19 protein-coding genes are annotated in these 17838 nt (G+C 32.9%); 3 read left to right on the plus strand and 16 right to left on the minus strand.

The window, feature by feature from the left end:
- Positions 1 to 17: 17 nt before the first annotated feature.
- Together ACE01P_RS14540 and ACE01P_RS14545 are read right to left on the minus strand one after the other, a co-directional pair.
- The gene (locus ACE01P_RS14540) at positions 18 to 1169 is read right to left on the minus strand and encodes a PepSY-associated TM helix domain-containing protein (RefSeq protein ID WP_379699056.1); all 1152 of its coding nucleotides are present in this window, start codon (positions 1167 to 1169) and stop codon (positions 18 to 20) included.
- Between the two features lie 81 nt (positions 1170 to 1250).
- Positions 1251 to 3575 carry a TonB-dependent siderophore receptor gene (locus ACE01P_RS14545; protein ID WP_379699058.1) on the minus strand — a complete coding sequence of 775 codons (2325 nt, stop codon included), beginning with the start codon at positions 3573 to 3575 and terminating at the stop codon, positions 1251 to 1253.
- Between the two features lie 216 nt (positions 3576 to 3791).
- On the opposite strand from ACE01P_RS14545, the gene ACE01P_RS14550 reads away from it, so the two are divergent.
- Positions 3792 to 4952 carry an MFS transporter gene (locus tag ACE01P_RS14550; protein ID WP_379699060.1) on the plus strand — a complete coding sequence of 387 codons (1161 nt, stop codon included), beginning with the start codon at positions 3792 to 3794 and terminating at the stop codon, positions 4950 to 4952.
- Positions 4953 to 5022: 70 nt separating this feature from the next.
- Here ACE01P_RS14550 and ACE01P_RS14555 read toward each other — a convergent pair whose 3' ends face one another.
- From ACE01P_RS14555 to ACE01P_RS14585, 7 genes are all read right to left on the minus strand, one after another.
- On the minus strand, positions 5023 to 5616 hold the full coding sequence (locus ACE01P_RS14555; RefSeq protein ID WP_379699062.1) for a hypothetical protein: 594 nt from the start codon (positions 5614 to 5616) through the stop codon (positions 5023 to 5025).
- A gap of 73 nt (positions 5617 to 5689) precedes the next feature.
- Positions 5690 to 6166 carry a DUF6265 family protein gene (locus ACE01P_RS14560; RefSeq protein ID WP_379699064.1) on the minus strand — a complete coding sequence of 159 codons (477 nt, stop codon included), beginning with the start codon at positions 6164 to 6166 and terminating at the stop codon, positions 5690 to 5692.
- Between the two features lie 157 nt (positions 6167 to 6323).
- On the minus strand, positions 6324 to 8633 hold the full coding sequence (locus ACE01P_RS14565; RefSeq protein WP_379699066.1) for a DNA topoisomerase 3: 2310 nt from the start codon (positions 8631 to 8633) through the stop codon (positions 6324 to 6326).
- Between the two features lie 99 nt (positions 8634 to 8732).
- Positions 8733 to 9146: a lysozyme inhibitor LprI family protein gene (locus ACE01P_RS14570; protein ID WP_379699068.1), complete on the minus strand. Its 414-nt coding sequence runs from the start codon at positions 9144 to 9146 to the stop codon at positions 8733 to 8735.
- Positions 9147 to 9152: 6 nt separating this feature from the next.
- Positions 9153 to 9581, minus strand: a complete 429-nt coding sequence (locus ACE01P_RS14575) for a hypothetical protein (RefSeq protein ID WP_379699070.1) — start codon at positions 9579 to 9581, stop codon at positions 9153 to 9155.
- Between the two features lie 38 nt (positions 9582 to 9619).
- Complete coding sequence (locus ACE01P_RS14580) at positions 9620 to 10114, minus strand: SRPBCC domain-containing protein (RefSeq protein WP_379699072.1); 495 nt, start codon at positions 10112 to 10114, stop codon at positions 9620 to 9622.
- Positions 10115 to 10271: 157 nt separating this feature from the next.
- Positions 10272 to 12179, minus strand: a complete 1908-nt coding sequence (locus ACE01P_RS14585; RefSeq protein ID WP_379699074.1) for a S9 family peptidase — start codon at positions 12177 to 12179, stop codon at positions 10272 to 10274.
- 265 nt (positions 12180 to 12444) lie between these two features.
- Here ACE01P_RS14585 and ACE01P_RS14590 point away from each other — a divergent pair, with 265 nt between their 5' ends.
- On the plus strand, positions 12445 to 13230 hold the full coding sequence (locus ACE01P_RS14590) for a DUF5995 family protein (protein WP_379699076.1): 786 nt from the start codon (positions 12445 to 12447) through the stop codon (positions 13228 to 13230).
- A 6-nt stretch (positions 13231 to 13236) separates the two neighbouring features.
- Here ACE01P_RS14590 and ACE01P_RS14595 read toward each other — a convergent pair whose 3' ends face one another.
- The 4 genes from ACE01P_RS14595 to ACE01P_RS14610 form a co-directional block, all read right to left on the minus strand.
- The gene (locus tag ACE01P_RS14595) at positions 13237 to 13578 is read right to left on the minus strand and encodes a hypothetical protein (protein ID WP_379699078.1); all 342 of its coding nucleotides are present in this window, start codon (positions 13576 to 13578) and stop codon (positions 13237 to 13239) included.
- A gap of 12 nt (positions 13579 to 13590) precedes the next feature.
- A complete protein-coding gene (locus ACE01P_RS14600) occupies positions 13591 to 13914 on the minus strand; it encodes a hypothetical protein (protein WP_379699080.1) in 324 nt (107 codons plus the stop codon).
- 5 nt (positions 13915 to 13919) lie between these two features.
- The gene (locus tag ACE01P_RS14605) at positions 13920 to 14345 is read right to left on the minus strand and encodes a hypothetical protein (protein WP_379699082.1); all 426 of its coding nucleotides are present in this window, start codon (positions 14343 to 14345) and stop codon (positions 13920 to 13922) included.
- A gap of 105 nt (positions 14346 to 14450) precedes the next feature.
- A complete protein-coding gene (locus ACE01P_RS14610) occupies positions 14451 to 15047 on the minus strand; it encodes a hypothetical protein (RefSeq protein WP_379699084.1) in 597 nt (198 codons plus the stop codon).
- Positions 15048 to 15245: 198 nt separating this feature from the next.
- Here ACE01P_RS14610 and ACE01P_RS14615 point away from each other — a divergent pair, with 198 nt between their 5' ends.
- Positions 15246 to 15569, plus strand: coding sequence for a hypothetical protein (locus ACE01P_RS14615; RefSeq protein WP_379699086.1), 324 nt, complete (start codon positions 15246 to 15248; stop codon positions 15567 to 15569).
- Positions 15570 to 15794: 225 nt separating this feature from the next.
- On the opposite strand, the gene ACE01P_RS14620 is transcribed toward ACE01P_RS14615, so the two are convergent.
- The 3 genes from ACE01P_RS14620 to ACE01P_RS14630 form a co-directional block, all read right to left on the minus strand.
- Positions 15795 to 16595 (minus strand): DUF6602 domain-containing protein, encoded by an 801-nt coding sequence (locus ACE01P_RS14620; protein ID WP_379699088.1) that lies wholly within the window; start codon positions 16593 to 16595, stop codon positions 15795 to 15797.
- Positions 16596 to 16664: 69 nt separating this feature from the next.
- Entirely contained in the window at positions 16665 to 16934 is a 270-nt protein-coding gene (locus tag ACE01P_RS14625) for a hypothetical protein (protein ID WP_379699090.1), read from the minus strand.
- A gap of 20 nt (positions 16935 to 16954) precedes the next feature.
- Complete coding sequence (locus ACE01P_RS14630; RefSeq protein ID WP_379699092.1) at positions 16955 to 17506, minus strand: hypothetical protein; 552 nt, start codon at positions 17504 to 17506, stop codon at positions 16955 to 16957.
- Positions 17507 to 17838: the final 332 nt, after the last annotated feature.

Here is a 17838-nt window from a genome sequence, read left to right on the forward strand (position 1 = left end):
AAATAAAGGGAAAATCTTTAGGAAACCGTTTTTTTCTTCTTATTATTTCTTCCCCACCAAATTAAGAAACCTGTTATGGGCAAACTTGCAGCAACCAGACTGGCAAAAAAAGCAAGAACCTTTCCTGGAAATCCGAGGATACTGCCAACGTGCAAATCATAATTTATAAATCTGAATTTCTCCCCGTTGCTTTTATCATTATAAGTTGTAATTCGGAGCGATTTGGCTGTTGATCGGTCAAATTCCATCGATACATCATCAAAACGGTTTTTGTATCGCACAAAGGTTTGAAAAGTGGCCAAAGAATCTTCTGCTTTTGGAACAAACAAATAATAGCTTTTGGCGTTCGGATTTGCTTTTTTCGTCGCAGCGAATATTTTATCTGTGGCTGTAATTTTAGAATATTGAGTAGTATCAGAAACTAATTTTTCTTTTTTGAATGTTTTTCCTCCGTTAAATAACCATTGAACGCCTTTATCATAACATTCAAAAGCCCAAACCAATCCGGTAAGCGCAATAATTAAAGCGAAAATCATCGTGTAATATCCCAAAATATTATGCAAATCGTAGTTTTTACGTTTCCACTTTGTGGTGTTTTTCCATTGAAACCAAAAGCGTTGTTTTGCTGCACTTTTATTTTTCGGCCACCACAAAATTAAGCCTGTAATTAATGAAATAATAAAGATGATAGTTGCCGTTCCTGTGATTGGATCGCCAATTTCGCTTCTAAAACAAAGTGTCTGATGCAACGCTCGCACAAAAACAAAAAACTCAAAATTATATTCTTCCAGTTTTTGCACATTTCCTGTATACGGATTTACATAAGCGTATGTATTTTGATAACGATTCCAATACCAAATTGCGTCTTTATCTAATTCTTCAAAAAACCAGACAATAACAGTACGTTTATCATCATTTATAATCCTTGCGCCAGAAAGCTTTTGGTTAGGATGAACTTTTGCATTTGCTTCTTCGGCAATTTGTATCAGTTGGCTAATAGGAAGTTTTTTGCTTTCGACTTTATCTACATAATAATATTCATAAATTATGGGACGCAATTCTTCTTCAAAAGCATACAAACAGCCCGTAACTCCAAGGATAATAACAATTAGACCAGAAGATAATCCTAGCCATAAGTGAACCTTCTTTATAAAATTTTTAAATGTCATGTTTCTATAAACGCTTTTATCAAAAAAGCACCTCATGACTTTTGCTGAGGTGCTTTTTATATTTAAATTTTTAATTTGGTTTTAAAACTTAATAGTTAAACTAGCCAAAATATTGGTTGGAGCTTGAGAAGTTCCCCAGAAATCCCAGTATTTTTCGTTTGTTATATTGTTAAATTTCAAACCAACTCTCCATGATGTCTGATCATAATATACAGATCCATTAAGAGTAGTGTAAGAAGGCATATAAAAAGTATTATCGGCAGTAAAGAAATTTTTGTCAACATAATTTGCACCCAAACCTAAACCAAGACCTTTCAGTTTGTTTTGGAAAGTGTATGAAGTCCAGAAGTTTACTGCGTTTTCAGGAGAAGATGTGGCTTTATTTCCTTCAATAGTAGGATCCGAAGCTTTTACAATTCGATTGTCATTATAACCATATCCAGCAATAATGCTTAATCCGTTAATTGGAGTTGCCATTACTTCAAAATCAAAACCTTTACTCACTTGTTTTCCGTCTTGTTCTGTAAAGCCTGTAGCATTTACTCTTGTCGCATTATCGATTGTAATGTTGTAATAACTTGCAGAAGCCGTTAATTTTTTATTGAAAGCTTCAGCTTTAATTCCTCCCTCATATTGCACCGCATAAATAGGATCTAAAACGAATTGCGTTGCATCTGGCTGTGTTACCGGCTGCATATTTTGGAAACCATTCATGTAATTTCCGAATACAGAAACTTGATCTTTCACTAATTCATAAACCAATCCAAGTTTCGGAGCAAGAGCAGTTTGGCTATATCCTTCAACAGTTCCGACTTTTTCACGATCAAAATTATCCAAACGTAAACTCAACATAGCCGAAAGACGATCTGTAAAGTTGATTACATCAGACGCATAAACACTAAATGTTTTTTGATCTGCAACTGGAGATGTGGTAAGAACAAGACCTGCGTCAACAGCTTTTCTTCTGATAGGAGAGAACGGAGTAGTAACATCAATATTATCAAGAGTGAAAGTAGTTCCTCCAGAAAAAGCTCCGCTGTAAAGTCTGTAATTGATACCTGCAAGGAATTTATGTTTGATGTTACCAGTTGAAAACTTTCCATTTAAATTTTCCTGAATGTTAGTGTAGTTGTTATAAATTGGTCCCCAAAGTCCAACTCTTCTAGCTACTTGCGTTGGAGAACTCCAAACAGCATAACTTTGGTAACTGCGTTCTACATCTTCGCCAACAAACGAGAATAAAGTTGTAGATTTCCAGTTTTCTGATATTTCATATTCTGCTTGCGCGAAAACCTTAGTTGCTTTTGTTTTCGCATCATTATCATCATGAAACATCGATTTTCTATAATTTATTTGCAAATCATTCGGATTTGTAATTCCAGAAGTTGCTGCATAAGTATTGTAAGTACGTCTTGTATTATTTACGTTATAAAGTTCAGCATCAATATTGAAAGTCAATTTTTCAGATGCTTTGTAAGTAAGACTTGGCGCAAAAAGCAAAGCATTATTGAAACCATAATCTAGAAAACTTTTCTCTCTGTTAACCGCCATATTTATTCTGAATAAAACACTTTTGTCTTTATTTAATGGAGTGTTCACATCAGCAGTAAGTCGGTTTAAACCATAACTTCCAGTAGTGTATGAGACTTCGGCAGCAGTGGTTTCATGAGGTTTTTTGGTTACTAAATTTACAACTCCTCCAAAAGAAGAAACCGTAGAACCAAATAAAGTTCCAGATGGACCTTTTAATACTTCAATTCGTTCTACGTTTCCAAGATCAACAGAAGAACGTCCAGAAACTGTTTCCATTCCATTTCGAGCATTTACTCCAGTCGAGAATCCTCTGAAAATTACTCCAACACCTCCCGAAGGATAACTAATTGAAACTACACCAGGTGAGTTTTGTACGGCACTTCTAATATCAACAGCTACTTGTTCCTGTAAAAGTTCTTTGTGAATAACGCTGTAAACCTGTGGATTTTCAAGATTCTTAAGAGGCATTCTCGCAACGTAATCTGTTTTTTTAGATACAATGCTTTTCGGACTATTAATGATAACTTCTTTTAATTCTTTATTCGAAACTTTCAGTTGTAAATTAACTGTTGTAGTCTCGCTTTCTGCAACTGTAACTTCAGTTTCTGCGGTTTCATAACCTGCTAAAGACACTTGAAGTGTATAAGAATTTGCTCTTACTTTATTGAAATCGAAAGTACCATCGTCATTAGAAACAGTACCGTATTTAGAGTTTTTAAGAATAATATTTACTCCCGCTGCAGCGTCGCCGTCTGAGGTAGTTATGGTTCCTTTAATTTTTCCGTGATTTTGTTGTGCAAAAATCGATAAGAACGAAAATAAAAAACTGATTGAAAATAGAAAACGTGAAGTCTTCAGGCTGAGATAATTCATTGCTACTTTTTAATTGGTTTATAAAGTGTTTTTATTTAGAATGAATAAAAACAATGCAAATGTAGAAATTAAAATAACTTTAACAATTTTTATTTTTACCATTTGTAAACTAAATTGTTAAATGTTGATTCTGGAGCAATTATCAAAATTCTTATTTGAAATTGTAGTGCGATAAACTTTAAAAAGCCTTAATTTTGCGGTCTGAAAAATGACTTCATGATTTTACCATTCTTTAAAAAGATTCAAAATACGCCTAGAGGATATCGTATTGCCAACACTGTTTTTTTCTTTCTGTCAGGTTTTGGTTATTCTTCTTGGGTTTCAAGAATTCCACATATACAAGCGCAACTAAAATTATCTGAAGCCGAATTTGGAGCCGTTTTATTTGCTTTTCCAATCGGTTTAATGCTCACAATGCCTTTTACAGGAAAATTATTAAACAAATACAGCAGCCGTTATATAATGCTTCTCGGAGCAGTAATGTTTAATGTGGCGCTGTCTTTGCCTGGTTTGGCAGCTTTTGTCTGGCAGTTGGTAATCATACTTTTATTCTTTGGAGCGTCTCGTAATATTTTTAATTTATCGATAAATGCACAATCTCTTGAAGTTCAGAAATTATATCCAAAATCTATTATTACGCGTTTTCATGCCGTTTGGAGTATCGCTGTTTTTTCAGGAGCTGGTTTAGGATATGTAATGGTAACGCAGAAAATTGCGCCATCGCACCATTTATTAGGAGTAAGTATTTTTATGCTAGCGCTAACGGCTTGTTTTTATCCGATGAGTATTCATAATGAGCCTGTTCCAGTTAAGAAGAAATTCTTCTCTATGCCCGAAAAAAATCTAGTAAAATTTTCTCTGATTTGTTTTGTTTCTATGGCTTGCGAAAACACAATGTACGACTGGAGCGGAATTTATTTCGAAAATATATTAAAAGCCTCTCCAAAATTAACCAGCGCAGCCTTTGTATTTTTTGCATCGGCAGTAACGTTAGGTCGTATTTTTGGCGATTATGGTGTAATGAAATTTGGAACTAAAAAAATCCTGCTTTACAGCGGAATATTAATCACATTAGGGTTTGGCGTTTGTTTTGTTCTGCCTTATGCGTATCCAACTATTTTCGGGTACGTTTTAATCGGATTTGGTGTTTCTTGCGTAGTTCCTTTAGTATTTAGTATTGCAGGAAGATCTTCAAAATTAAGCAGCGGTTCTGCCTTAACTTCTATATCTACAATTGGTTATTTAGGATTCTTGTTGGTTCCGCCAATGGTTGGTTTTATCTCTGAATATTTAAGTATGAAATGGGCGTTTCTTATTATGGCGCTTTTAGGAATTTTGATGATCTTTATGGTGAATAAGATTGGGGAGAATGAGTAGTTTTTTTAGGTTCTGAAATTACTGAGACTACGAGTTTTTATCTCAATATTCATTTTAAGATAAATCATTTTTAGTTCTTTTTTTCCAATTTAATTCCCTTCAAATTAAGTTTTTTGCTTTTGTCCTTATCTAAATCGTATGACTCAAGAAAAAGATTATTTGTTTGTGGAAAATTATCTACTAATAAATGAACTTGATTTAAATTCATAAGTTCTTTTGTGCTATCACGTTCGGTAATTTGATATAATATGCCATTTAACTTTGAGTTTTTATGATTTTCAAATTCAAAGTTTAATGTTGCAGAACTTTTGGATGTAATATACTTTAAATATAAACTATCTTTATTTTGATTACAATAGCCGAATTCTATTGTACGTCTGTTTTTCTTATTTAATTTTAAATTTTCATATTTTGTATGAAGAGTTATTTTTCCTTTATAAAAATTCGGTTTATCTGTTTTAGATATTTCTAAATCATAATAACAACTTTCAAGAGTATCTATTTTGTTGTTTCTTATTAATTTATATTGATTTGTAATAGTATCATTTTTTTTGATGAGATATATTTCTATTTCTTCCGTTCGATCTGGAAAATTAAGTCTCATCATGCTTCTTAGATACTTTTTACTTTTATCTAATTTTTGAGAATTTGAATTTTTTGACATGTATTTTTTTTCTTCCTTTTGACAAGAAATAGTGAAGAAACAAACTATAAAGATTAGAAGTAAATTCCTCATTTTACTTCTTCTCCATTACAAACTTCTCAGAACTCGGTTTTCCGTTTATATTCCCAGAAATTTCTGCTGTCAAAGTATTATTTGCACCTTTTGTATAAGAGATTTTTTGAGGATAATCGTGTTTTGCATTTTCAAAAACCAATTGTTTATCTGTTTCTGAAGTAGAAGGGAAGAAGACTGGTTTATCATCGTTCTGTCCTTTTACAGTTGCTTTGTAAGTCAATGTTTCGCCCAATTGCGCTAGAATAATAGTTTCAAAATGAAGCGTGTCTTTTCCTTTTACAAAGTAAGATGAAGCGCTGAAAGTACTGTCGTTCAGTTTTTGCCAATTCTCAGATAAAACGCCTTCTGGAGTTTTGTTTTCCCAGTTTCCAATTAACCAATCTGCTTTTTTGATTTTGTCTTTTTCAACAGTTTCTTTTTTCTGGCAAGAAACAAAAGCTATGATAAGTGCGATAAGGGTAATTTTCTGAAACATATTGATGAGATTTTGGGTTTGTAATGAAGTACTAAAGTATGAAAATTTTTTCCGCCACGAATTCACGAATTATTTTTTTCGAATTTATTCGTAAAATTCGAGACAAATTAACATAATGATTAGCAATAAAAATTCGTGAAATTCGTGGCTAAAAAAACTATACGCTTGCGCTCAAAATCGAATAAACCAATTCTTTTGTTGGTTTTTGATCTTTTAGTTTTTCGCGGACTTCATCAAAAGTCACTTTAAAATCACAGCCCGATTTATATTCGGCGCAGCCATAAGCGGTTTTACCTTTTAAGATCGTTCCTTTTTTACATTTAGGACAAACCAATGCGTCTGAACTTTCTTTTGGTTCGGCTTTTTTATCTGTTTTCTTTGGTTCGAGTTTCAATTTGTAATTTTCTTCAAAACGAATTAAACCCTCAACACTTCCAGATTCGGTTTTAAAACCTTTTATATTTACCGTTGAACCTTTTTGAACCAATCGTAAATATTGACTTTCCGTGATTTTTTTATCATGAAAAACAAAAGGCAAAACAAAATCGCAACCTGATTTGTATTCACTGCATCCAAAAGCAGATTTTCCTTTAATCAGATTTCCTTTTTGACATTTCGGACAAGTTTCTGCTGAAATTCCGGCAGCTTTCTTTTTCTCTTTTTCTGCTTTTACAACAGGTTTCTGAATCGTTGCGGCATGCGAAATATTAGCATGTTTGGTTTCGCTACGAACTTCATAAACCAAAGCTTCAACCATGCGTTTCATATTTCTGATGAATGCAGCTGCGGTAAAAGTTCCTTTTTCGATATCTTTTAATTGCTTTTCCCAAGTTCCTGTAAGTTCGGCCGATTTTACTAATTCATTCTGAATCGTATCAATCAGCTGAATACCAGTTAAAGTTGGCAAAACCTGTTTTTTATTTCGAACAATATATTGGCGTTTGAAAAGCGTTTCGATAATATTCGCACGCGTTGACGGACGACCGATTCCGTTTTCTTTCATCAATTCACGTAAATCTTCGTCATCAACCTGTTTTCCAGCGGTTTCCATTGCACGCAATAAAGTCGCTTCGGTAAACTGATTGGGCGGTTTGGTTTCTTTTTGAAGAAATGAAGGTTCGTGCGGACCTTTTTCACCCACAACAAAACTCGGCAGTAAATCAGGTTCTTTTTCTTTCGCATTCGGATCTTCAAAAACAACGCGGAAACCTTTCTTCAAGATTTCTTTTCCTGTTGCTTTAAAAGTCACATCAGCGGCCTTTCCGATAACTGTGGTATTTGCAACCAAACAATCATCATAAAAAACAGCAATAAAACGTCTCGTAATAATATCGTAAACCTGCTGTTGATTATGAGGCAGATTATTTTGAACTCCAGTTGGAATAATCGCGTGGTGATCGGTTACTTTTTTATCATTGAAAACCTTTGGAGATTTCTTGATTTTTTTCTCTAAAATAGGCTGAGTTAATTCGGCATAATTAGTTAATTTCTGGAGAATCCCAGGCACTTTTGGATAAATATCTCCAGGTAAGAAAGTCGTATCAACTCTGGGATAGGTGATTACTTTCTGCTCGTACAAAGTCTGCGCAATCTTAAGCGTTTCTTCCGCAGAAAAACCAAATTTTTGATTGCAATAAACTTGTAAACCAGTCAAATCAAAAAGTTTTGGAGCGTATTCGTTCCCGTTCTTTTTTTCAACAGAAACAATTTCGAAATCACTTTCTTTAACCTTTGCGGCGATACTTTCTCCATCTTCTTTGTTTAGAAAACGACCTTCTTCATAACTGAAAAGTGTTTCTCTATATAAAGTCTGTAGTTCCCAATACGGTTGAGGTTTAAAGTTTTCGATTTCTCTAAAACGCTCTACAACCATTGCTAAAGTTGGCGTCTGAACGCGTCCGATAGACAAAACTTGTTTGTAACCGCCATGCTTTACGGTGTACAAACGCGTTGCATTCATTCCTAAAAGCCAATCTCCGATTGCTCTAGAAAATCCAGCGTAAAATAAATTATCGTAATTGGCTGAAGGTTTTAAGTTTTCAAAACCTTCTTTAATAGCTTCGGTAGTAAGTGACGAAATCCATAAACGCTGAATTTCGCCTTTGTAATGTGCTTCGTTCATTACCCAACGCTGAATCAATTCTCCTTCTTGTCCAGCATCCCCGCAGTTTATAACCACTTCGGCTTTCTCAAAAAGACTTTTAATGATTTTAAACTGTTTCTGAATTCCCGAATTCTGAACGACTTTAGTTTCGAATTTTTCGGGAAGCATGGGCAAATTATTCAAATCCCAACTTTTCCAGTGCGGTTTATAATCGTTGGGTTCTTTTAAGGTACATAAATGCCCAAAAGTGTAGGTCACAGCATAACCGTTACCTTCGTAATAGCCATCGTGCTTGGTATTGGCACCCAAAACAGATGCGATTTCACGTGCTACACTTGGTTTCTCGGCAATACAGACCTTCATTTTCTCCTTTCTTGATTAATAGGCGAAATTAGGGAATTTTGTAGAAAGGGGCAAAGGTTGTTAGGAACAAAGAGGCAAAGGTTTTTCTAAAATGAAAGTTTAATATTCAAACATTTTGTAATATCCCTCCAGTTCGACCGCTCTCGATTTCACAATTTCTTTCTTTCTGTTTTCGGCAACGGCATACCACATCGAGCCTTGTTGCACTTCGTAAAAGTATTTCGAAATAAAAGCATATTCTTTATCGCGATAAACAAGCCATTGTTTTTGAGATTCCTTTAAAGTTTCAAAAGCTTCTTTTGGGAGTTTTGTTTTTAGTAAATTGTAATATTTGTTCAATTCTTTGTCCCAAGATTCGCGAGCTTGTATGGTGCAATTGCACATGTCTGCGTTAGAAAGATTTTCTTTATTTAAACATTTGGATTCTAAAGCATCGATTGGATACTCTTTTTTGGTTTGTGAAAATGCTACGATTGATAAAAACAGAAAGATCAAAATGAATGTTTTTTTCATCCTAATTTATGATTTAAATATATCAATTCCTTTCATCCAGAAAATTTCCGATTCTAAAAATTGAAGTTTGGTTTTAACCACTTTGTCGCTTTTATCTCTCGGATTTTTGGTTACAAATCGAGCCGATGAATTAGTAAAATCTAAAGTATATTTTGAGTCAAAATCTTCTTTTTTATTTGCCGAAAAAGTAATCAGATTGTCTTTTGCGCTCCATTTTCCTTTTCCGTATTTATTGTCTTCCGCTGGATTTCCACCTTGTATTTTCGAATAGGAATGAAATTCAAATGTTCCGTTTGGATTTAAAGTCAGTTTATATTCAACGGTGTGTTTTTCTTTTTCAGAAAGTGAACGAGAATAGTTACCTGCAAATTGATTCGATTGCGCAGATAATGTGACGCTAGAAATAAAAAGTAAAGTCGCAATTAGTAATTTCATTGGTTTGGTTTTATTGGTTGTTATTTTTAAATAGTATTCTAATTATTAATCATCGGATCCAAATTACTATCCTTATTTCTCAAATCCAATCCGCCCTCGTAAACCGATTTAAGATTAGTCAGATAAAAATGCCAGCCGTTTGAACAGCCTAGTCTAATGTATTGCTTCGAATAGTCATCTGTTGGAATATTATGATGGCGAAGTTCTACAATCGTGTAATCGTCTTTCTGACTTAGTTTTATATCAACAAGACAGCTTCCTTCAAAAGTAAATTGCAATTGGTCTGTTCCATTCGCAGAAACTATTTTTCCTAACATCGAATCATCATACAAATACCAAAGCCAATCATAGGTATTATCTTTTTCAGCATTTTTGTCTTTACTTATAGATTCTTGATTCGCACCAAAAAAAGATACTTTTTCAAGAAACCATTTTTCTAACTCATTTGCTTTGGTCCAAGCGTCATAAATATCTGAAAGCTTAGCTTTAACGGCTATTTTTTTGGTGAAAGAAGTCCAATCGAAGTTTTCCATGAGAGCTGATATTATTTTCAAGTTAAAGAAAAGAGAATCAATTAAAAGATTGTATAAAAACAAATATAAGATATTTCGTCTAACTTTTTATTTTACAAAAAGCTACGGAAAAAAGTTTCTCCGCAGCTTTTTAAATGAAGTTCAATTTTGATAGTGTTTATTTCTTCTGTTTCAAATGTTTATCTAGAAATTTTTCCATCGCGCCATAAAAATCAAAACGATTATCCTGATTATGAAATCCGTGGCCTTCGTCATTTTTGACCATGTATTCTACAACCACTCCGCGTTTTTTTAAGGCTTCAACCATTTGGTCGCTTTCTGCTTTGTTAACTCTCGGGTCATTTGCTCCTTGTGCTATAAACAAAGGTGTTTTAATCTTGTCAGCATGTAAAGCAGGCGAAGCAGAAGCCAACAACAAACTGTCTTTTTTAGGATCTCCCACCATTTCGTGAAACTGATCAAGATAAGGCTTCCAATAAGGCGGAATCGTGTTCATAAACGTAAACAAATTGCTCACGCCCACATAATCTACTGCAGCTGCGTATAAATCTGGAGTAAAAGTGATTCCAGCCAGCGTTGCATAACCGCCATAACTTCCGCCATAAATAGCAATTCTATTTGGGTCTGCGATGCCTTCTTTTTTCAACCATTCAACACCATCGGTAACGTCGTCTTGCATGGTTTTTCCCCATTGTTTGAAACTAGATTCCCAAAATTTCTTTCCATAACCGGTGCTTCCTCTATAATTCATTTGCAAAACAGCATAACCGCGATTTGCTAAAAACTGAATCTCTGGATTATATTGCCAGCCATCTCTTGCCCAAGGCCCACCGTGAGGATTAATAATAACGGGAAGATTTTTTGGATCAATTCCCAACGGAAGCGTTAAGTAGCCATGAATTTCCAAACCATCTCTCGATTTATACGTAATAGGTTTCATGTAACTCATGTGTTTTTCTTCAATCCAAGGAAACGGATTGGCGACTTCTTTAACTTTTGTAGTTTTAAAATCGTATAAATAATATTTTCCTGGAGTTCTATCGTTACCAGCCCAGACTATAGCTTTCGTTCTTGCATCGTCGTAGCTTACAATTTGGGTTTCGTAACCTTCAATTTGTTTTTTCAGATTGTTTTTGATTTCCTCCCAATCTTTATCAAAAAAATGCTCTTCCTGTTTTTCAGCTTCCCAAACTACAGAAGTCAAAGATTGCTTTTTTCGGTCGTAATTAATGGCGTCCAAATCGTAGTTATTGTCGGCAAATAATTCTTTTACATTTTTTTTACCAATAGGATCATATTCAACCAAACCTATTTTGTCCTTGCCGATGTTGCTCAGCGCATAAATGTTTTTATTGTCTTTGTCGAAAGAAGAAGGCGTAAAAACATCTTTAAAAGTTGTGGTAATAAAAGGTGTAAAAGGCTCTTTATCAGAATTTCGATAATTCCAAGTAATGTTTACGCCGTCAGTTTTAGAAGCAAGACGAATCGCACCGTTATTGTCTGTCACCCATCCGTCAAAATTTTCTTTATTGTTGTAAAGTAATGTCAAGGTTCCAGTTTCGACGTTCAAAAGATACGGATCAAAATATTCTTTAACCCTTTTGTTAATTTGTACAATCAGTTCTTTTTCTTTGCCTTGCACATCAAGCAAATCATCTATAATGTCACTCCTAACACCCGGAAAAGGCGTTAATGCTTTTAAGTCGGTTCCATCTGCTTTTACCGAAAAAAGCTGAAAATTTTCGTCTCCGCCAACGTCTTGCGCGTATATAATTCGGTCACCTTTCCAGAAATAACTGAAAATGCTTCGCAGCGTATCATTAGTTACACGAACAGCTTTAGTGTCGTTTACTTTTTGAACAAAAACATTGGTTTTTCCTTTATAATCGGCACGATAGCTGAAATAATTTCCATCTGGCGAAATTCTGAAAGAGCTTTTTTCTCCATTTTTGAAGAAAGTCTTTACGTCGATTAATGGTGCGGGCGTTTCTTTTGGTTCCTGTTTGCAGGAATTTAAAGCCAATGCCAAAATAACTAAAACGGATAAAATGGAATTTTTAATCATATTTTGCTTGTTTTTGGGATGATTGATGAATTATAAACACTCTAGTAAATATATTGATAATCTGTTTTTTATAATCTCAAAAATAGGAAAAAGATTTCAATATGATAGAGGCTGAATTATTTTGTGGATTTACAAGGATTGCATCAAGTTCTTCATTTTTTTGTAAGATAAAAAAGTCGTTTATTCCAAAAAACAACGTTAATCGAAAGCTTAAAATAAGTATATTCGTTTCTCTCAATTTAAATATAACCAATTAGAAATGAGTATGAAACAAGCGGAAAATATAAATGAAGTAATTCTATTTTTGGATGAAATAATAGAAAGATCAAAAATAGAGCAGAGCAATCTAGGTTTATTTGCGATTCTATATCGTGAAGTTACGGTAAGAGTGAAAGAAGGAATTCTTGCAGGTGCTTTTCAGAATGGAGAGCGAATGGAAAAATTAGACGTCATTTTTGCCAATCGATATTTGAAGGCTTATTATCAATATCAAGCCAAAGAAAAACCATCTGAATGCTGGGGATTTGCCTTTGAACAAGCCGAAAAGTTTTGGCCAATTGTCTTGCAGCATTTACTCCTCGGAATTAACGCCCACATCAATCTCGATTTAGGAATAGCTTCGGCTGAGGTTAGTACGGTAGAAGATATCGAAGATTTAAAGCATGATTTTGATCAAATAAATTTCATTCTCAGCAATTTGGTAGGAGGTGTCGAAAAATGCTTAATCAAAATCTGGCCAACACTCACGTGGATCCTAAAATTTACAGGTAAAGTAGACACTTTCTTTATCGATTTTAGTATGGAAACCGCACGAAATGGCGCATGGAAATTTGCCAACGAATTTGTAGCCGTTCCAGAAAACGAAAGAGAAGCCTGCACGCAATTACGTGACCAAAGAATAACCGAAATTGCGCGATTGGTTTCTAATCCAGGATATTTTGTTAGCGCCGTTTTCAAATTCATTCGCCTGTTCGAAAGAGGAACGATCGCTCAAAAAATAATCGATATGCAGATTATGGAAGAAAAAAATATGGAATGTGCTGTCGCGTGATTTTCGTTAAACTTCTACATACTCAGATTTTCCTTTTTCGTTTCCGTTAGTGAGCCATTCCCAATCTAGAGACAATTTTATTTTTCCGTTTTCTGTCAGCGTAATTTGGGCTAATGCTTTTCCTGCTTTCAGTTCGTTGTCTGTTGTTAAGCATTGATACAGCATATTTAATTTATCGTCTTTCAATTCGGCAATAATTTTTCCATATTTAATTGTTCCGCCAAAATAATCGGCTGTTACGAGATTGTTGTCTTGTTTGTAATTAAAAACAGTTTCTGTATTCACTTGTCCGCTTTCTGAATTCTGAATAAGTGCAAATCGTTTATTGTTGAAGTTGAATTTTGACATTTTGGTTTTGGGTTAGTTATGTTTTTTTATTATTCTATATCTTATTCTCTCAAATTCGTCTTGCATTTCATGTGTTTCGTAAATTTTAATGATTTCGAGTTTTCCTTGTTTTACTAGAATCTCTAAGTCATCACTTGAAATATCATTAGCAGAAAAATTTAAAGAGTTTTGATCAATCATTATAAACCAAGGCATCCACATTACACCCCACATTTCCCAATAATATTCAAATTCATAACTATTGAGTTCTGTGCATTGTTTTTCTAATTCTAACCAAAGTAGATTTATTCTCTCAGTCAGTTCGCTGTCTGTGTAATTCCTTTTATAATCTATCACTTCTACTATTTTAAGTTTATGATTTTATTGATTTTTTCAAGAATGCTGTTTGCATATTCAATAGTTAGCCAATCGACGATTCGTATTGTTTGAGAATCTTTTTGAATAATAATGGAAAAATGAGATTTTGAAAATAGATAATTAAGGCGCGTATAAAATTTTGTTTTTTCGATTCCTAAATCTAAAATACTGATTTTTTTAATTTCAGAATTTATGTATTCTTTAGGTTTGGCGAAAAGTTTGTTTTTACTGATGACTTTTATTTTTTGAGGTGAAATTTCCAAAATCACTTTTCCAAAAGTATTCCAGAGCCAGATATATAAAACGAGAATAAAGACTCCTAAAAAAGGAATTACGGACAAAATGTAATTTAAGGCTGATAATGCATAAGTGTTTTCTGCGGAAGAGATTGGCAGAATAATTAATATCATAAAACACAAAATTAAAAGAACAAATGGAAAAAATAGTGCTATTATCCAGTTTGGTTTATTTTTAATTGTTATAGTTTCGGTCATTAATTTTATGTTTTGTAAATGTTAGTTTCCTAGATTTTTCTGAATTAATGAAATTAGTAATCCAACGGTCAAAATAATGATAAAGATAAGCCATCCATATCCTTGGAAGCTTTTTATATTTTTATTTCCTGTATGTAATTTAAAATAGGACTTCGTGACGTTTTTTAAATTTTGTGCTAGTATTTCGTAATTCGATACTTCAAACGAAGTAATTGTTATTTTCTTTAGCTCGAAAAATTCAATCGTAATTTGTCGGCCTTTGTAGACTTCAATTCTACTAGAATCATGTGAAGAATTTATTTGGTAATTACCTTCAGAAACCTTTCTTATATCGTCTAGTGAGACTTTTTTAGTTTTAAAAAGCAAAGGATATTCAACAGATAAAAATTCATCCGTCAGTTCTACTTTTTTTGAACTTAATAACATGTATAAACAACCTAGCGCGAAGAAGCAAAAGAGTGAAATTATAACCCACATTGCTCGATAATCGGCTTTCTGATAGGGTTCTAATTCGGGATTATAAACCAAATAACCTATTGATAAAAAAAATAGCATTCCAAATATGCTGAATCCAATTTGAAGAGAACTTGGATTTGCAATTATTTTATTATTACTCATGTTTAAATGTGATGTCTAATTTTATCGATTTCGTCAAAATGTAATTTGACTAAAAACAAATATAAGATATTCCATGTAGGATTTTTGATTTATAAAATTGATTATGAAAAATCGGTTGTATACACTCGATTGTTTGCAATCACGTAAATATAATTTAGTGTTTCTAATTTTGTTTCATTGAAAAAGCAACTAAAAATCATGGAAATACAAAATAAAGAAAGAGCCGAAGAATTGTTAGAATTAATAAATAAAGGAAGATATTTTACCAAACTAAAACCAGAGCCTAAAGAAAACAATTCGTTTACGATACCGCTAAAAGTATCTTCTTATAACGAATTAAATCTAATGGTTTCAGATTTGCTAAAAGCAAGTATTATTCTACTTAATCCAGAAGCTAAAAGTTTATCGAGTTTCACAAAAGACAATGAGCCTAATGTAATGACTCTTCTTGAAATTGCTTTGCAGTTATTGCCAGAGGATGAAATGGAATTGTTGGATGAGGTTTATAAGGTTGGGAGGTGAGTTTTGGGTATAAAAAAGCGCAAAGAGTTTTTTAGACTTTTGCGCTTTTTTTATTTCTATTTTAAAATAAAATCAAGTAAGATATCTATGAAAATTTTGAGCCAATTTTTCTTTTTTTGTTTTCTTCCATTATAATACAAATTTTGATTTTATTTGGATTTCTTGCACGAGTGACACCCTCGCGCCAGCGTGGGGCACGGATTGAAAATCCTTAAGTTAAGGTTTTCAGTACTGCCTCATAATAATTGAGGGAAAACTGATCGAAGTCAAATATTTCTTTATCATTGGCTCTGATAAAAAAGGCTCAGGTGGTGTGAAGCAATACAACAAATATATGAATAGTGGTAAACTCATTTCGTTAGCAGGAATTTCTAGGAAAATATTGTTTTTCTCTAATTTAATTTGAGAATTTATGTAATCTTTAAACAAACATTCTGATGCATATGCTGAATGAAAAATGATTCCATGATCGATGGTGAAAATTAAGTCTGGTAAATCTGTCGGTTTAAAAATTCCTTTGTTTACTTGTTGCAGTAAATAATTAGATATTTTTTCTAATGATTGGGATTTATTACTGAAAATAATACTTGGAATACTATGGTCAGTAGGAGTATACCCTGTTGGCATCAAATGTATATTTCTTTTCAATTTTTTAACAGATGCTATCTGTTTTAAAGCGCGATGAAATTCAGAACTTTCTGTTAAAGTCGAGATATCAGGTTTTACTTCAATAGCTGCATGAACGCCCTCAGCGAGAATAATATTTCTAACGGGAGTTACAAGTCTGGGATGATTTGGAGCAAGTAAAACACAATCAATTTCTTGTGAATTGTCATCAATCGAATATATTAAGCCTTTTTGTATTTGAAATGATTGAGGAAAGAAACTTTCAATAAATTGCTTTACGCTTAGTTCTTTTGCATCACCGGTTTTTTTTGTGTCTTTTGTAAAGGAACTTTCTGTTGGTTCAAAAATAATCTTAATATGTCTAAGATTTTCTTTTATTGCATCTAATATAACTGACATAATTTTTTTAAAATACTGATTTAGATATGGTTGTAAAATAAATTTGATAAAACACAGGGGTATAATATTTTAATTTCTTGCGGAAGAACTTCCTCCTCCAAATGCCCCAATTCCAATAATAAATCCAAGCCAGTAAGTAAATCCAGTATTATGTTCAGCATAGATTCCAATATTAAAACCAAATAGTTTTCCAATTAAAGAAAAAACAATGATCATTCCATGCCAAATACCTGAAAAAAAGCCTGATTGATACGATTCATAATGTTTGGGAGCACAAGACACAAAGCTAGTTACCAAAATTAGTAGCAATAGTCCAATAGTAATTTTTTTTGCTTTCATTTATTTTTATTTAAGTCCAATTATTTAATTTCCTTCAACATCTTTAGCAATTCTGGAATTTTACCTACTTGCGTTTCTGTCCAGAAATAATTTTCATAATCTATAACTCCATCATCTTTAAGATATATTGATATTCTTCGAGAAGAGTTTTGAATTTTAAAACTAAACATTATTTCTTTTGAATTAAAAACATATGTAGTTGATTGGTTTTGTTCTGTTTTATCTTTCAGATTTGGAATGACATATTGCTCTAGAAAGATTATAAATTCATCAACTTCATTTAAATCAATCCATGAAGATTTGAAATTATTGTTATTTGCGTGATATTTTAGAGTTATATCCAATTGTAATGATTTTACTTTTCTATTAGATTTCAAATCAATTACTTCAATTGGAAAGAAAGAAACTATGTCAGAAAGTCCAGACTTAAATTCTGCTTTTATATTCCAATCTCTATTTATTTGAGTAATTTCTGCATTCTCAATAAACTTGCGTGTTTCAGAATTCTTTCCTTGAGAATAATTTTGCGTTACTGCAAAGAGTAATAAGAATAAGATAAACAGTTTTTTCATTTGTAAAGTTTGTGGTTGTTAGTTAGTAGTTTCAAAACTAATGACTTAAAATCTAAATACATTACGGAAAACCGTAAACGATTTTATAAATACTAAAAATCTAGCCCTGATAGTCCCGAAGCTTCGGGAGGCATCCTTTTTGGGCAAACGAAAACTTCTTAATTAAAACCGAAGACTTTCTGCCTAAAAAAAGAGTAGTCCCGATAGCTATCGGGACAGGAAACAGCTCCTAAAAACAATCGTAATTCCACTAAATTTTCCCCTCAAAAAACACAAAAAATCAATTCTAGAATTTTCCACAAAAATTTTGTAATTTTGCAGTCCAAATAAAG

Origin of the sequence: Flavobacterium sp. HJSW_4 (assembly GCF_042436695.1) — a bacterium.
In the GTDB taxonomy this organism is placed as follows: Bacteria; Bacteroidota; Bacteroidia; order Flavobacteriales; family Flavobacteriaceae; genus Flavobacterium.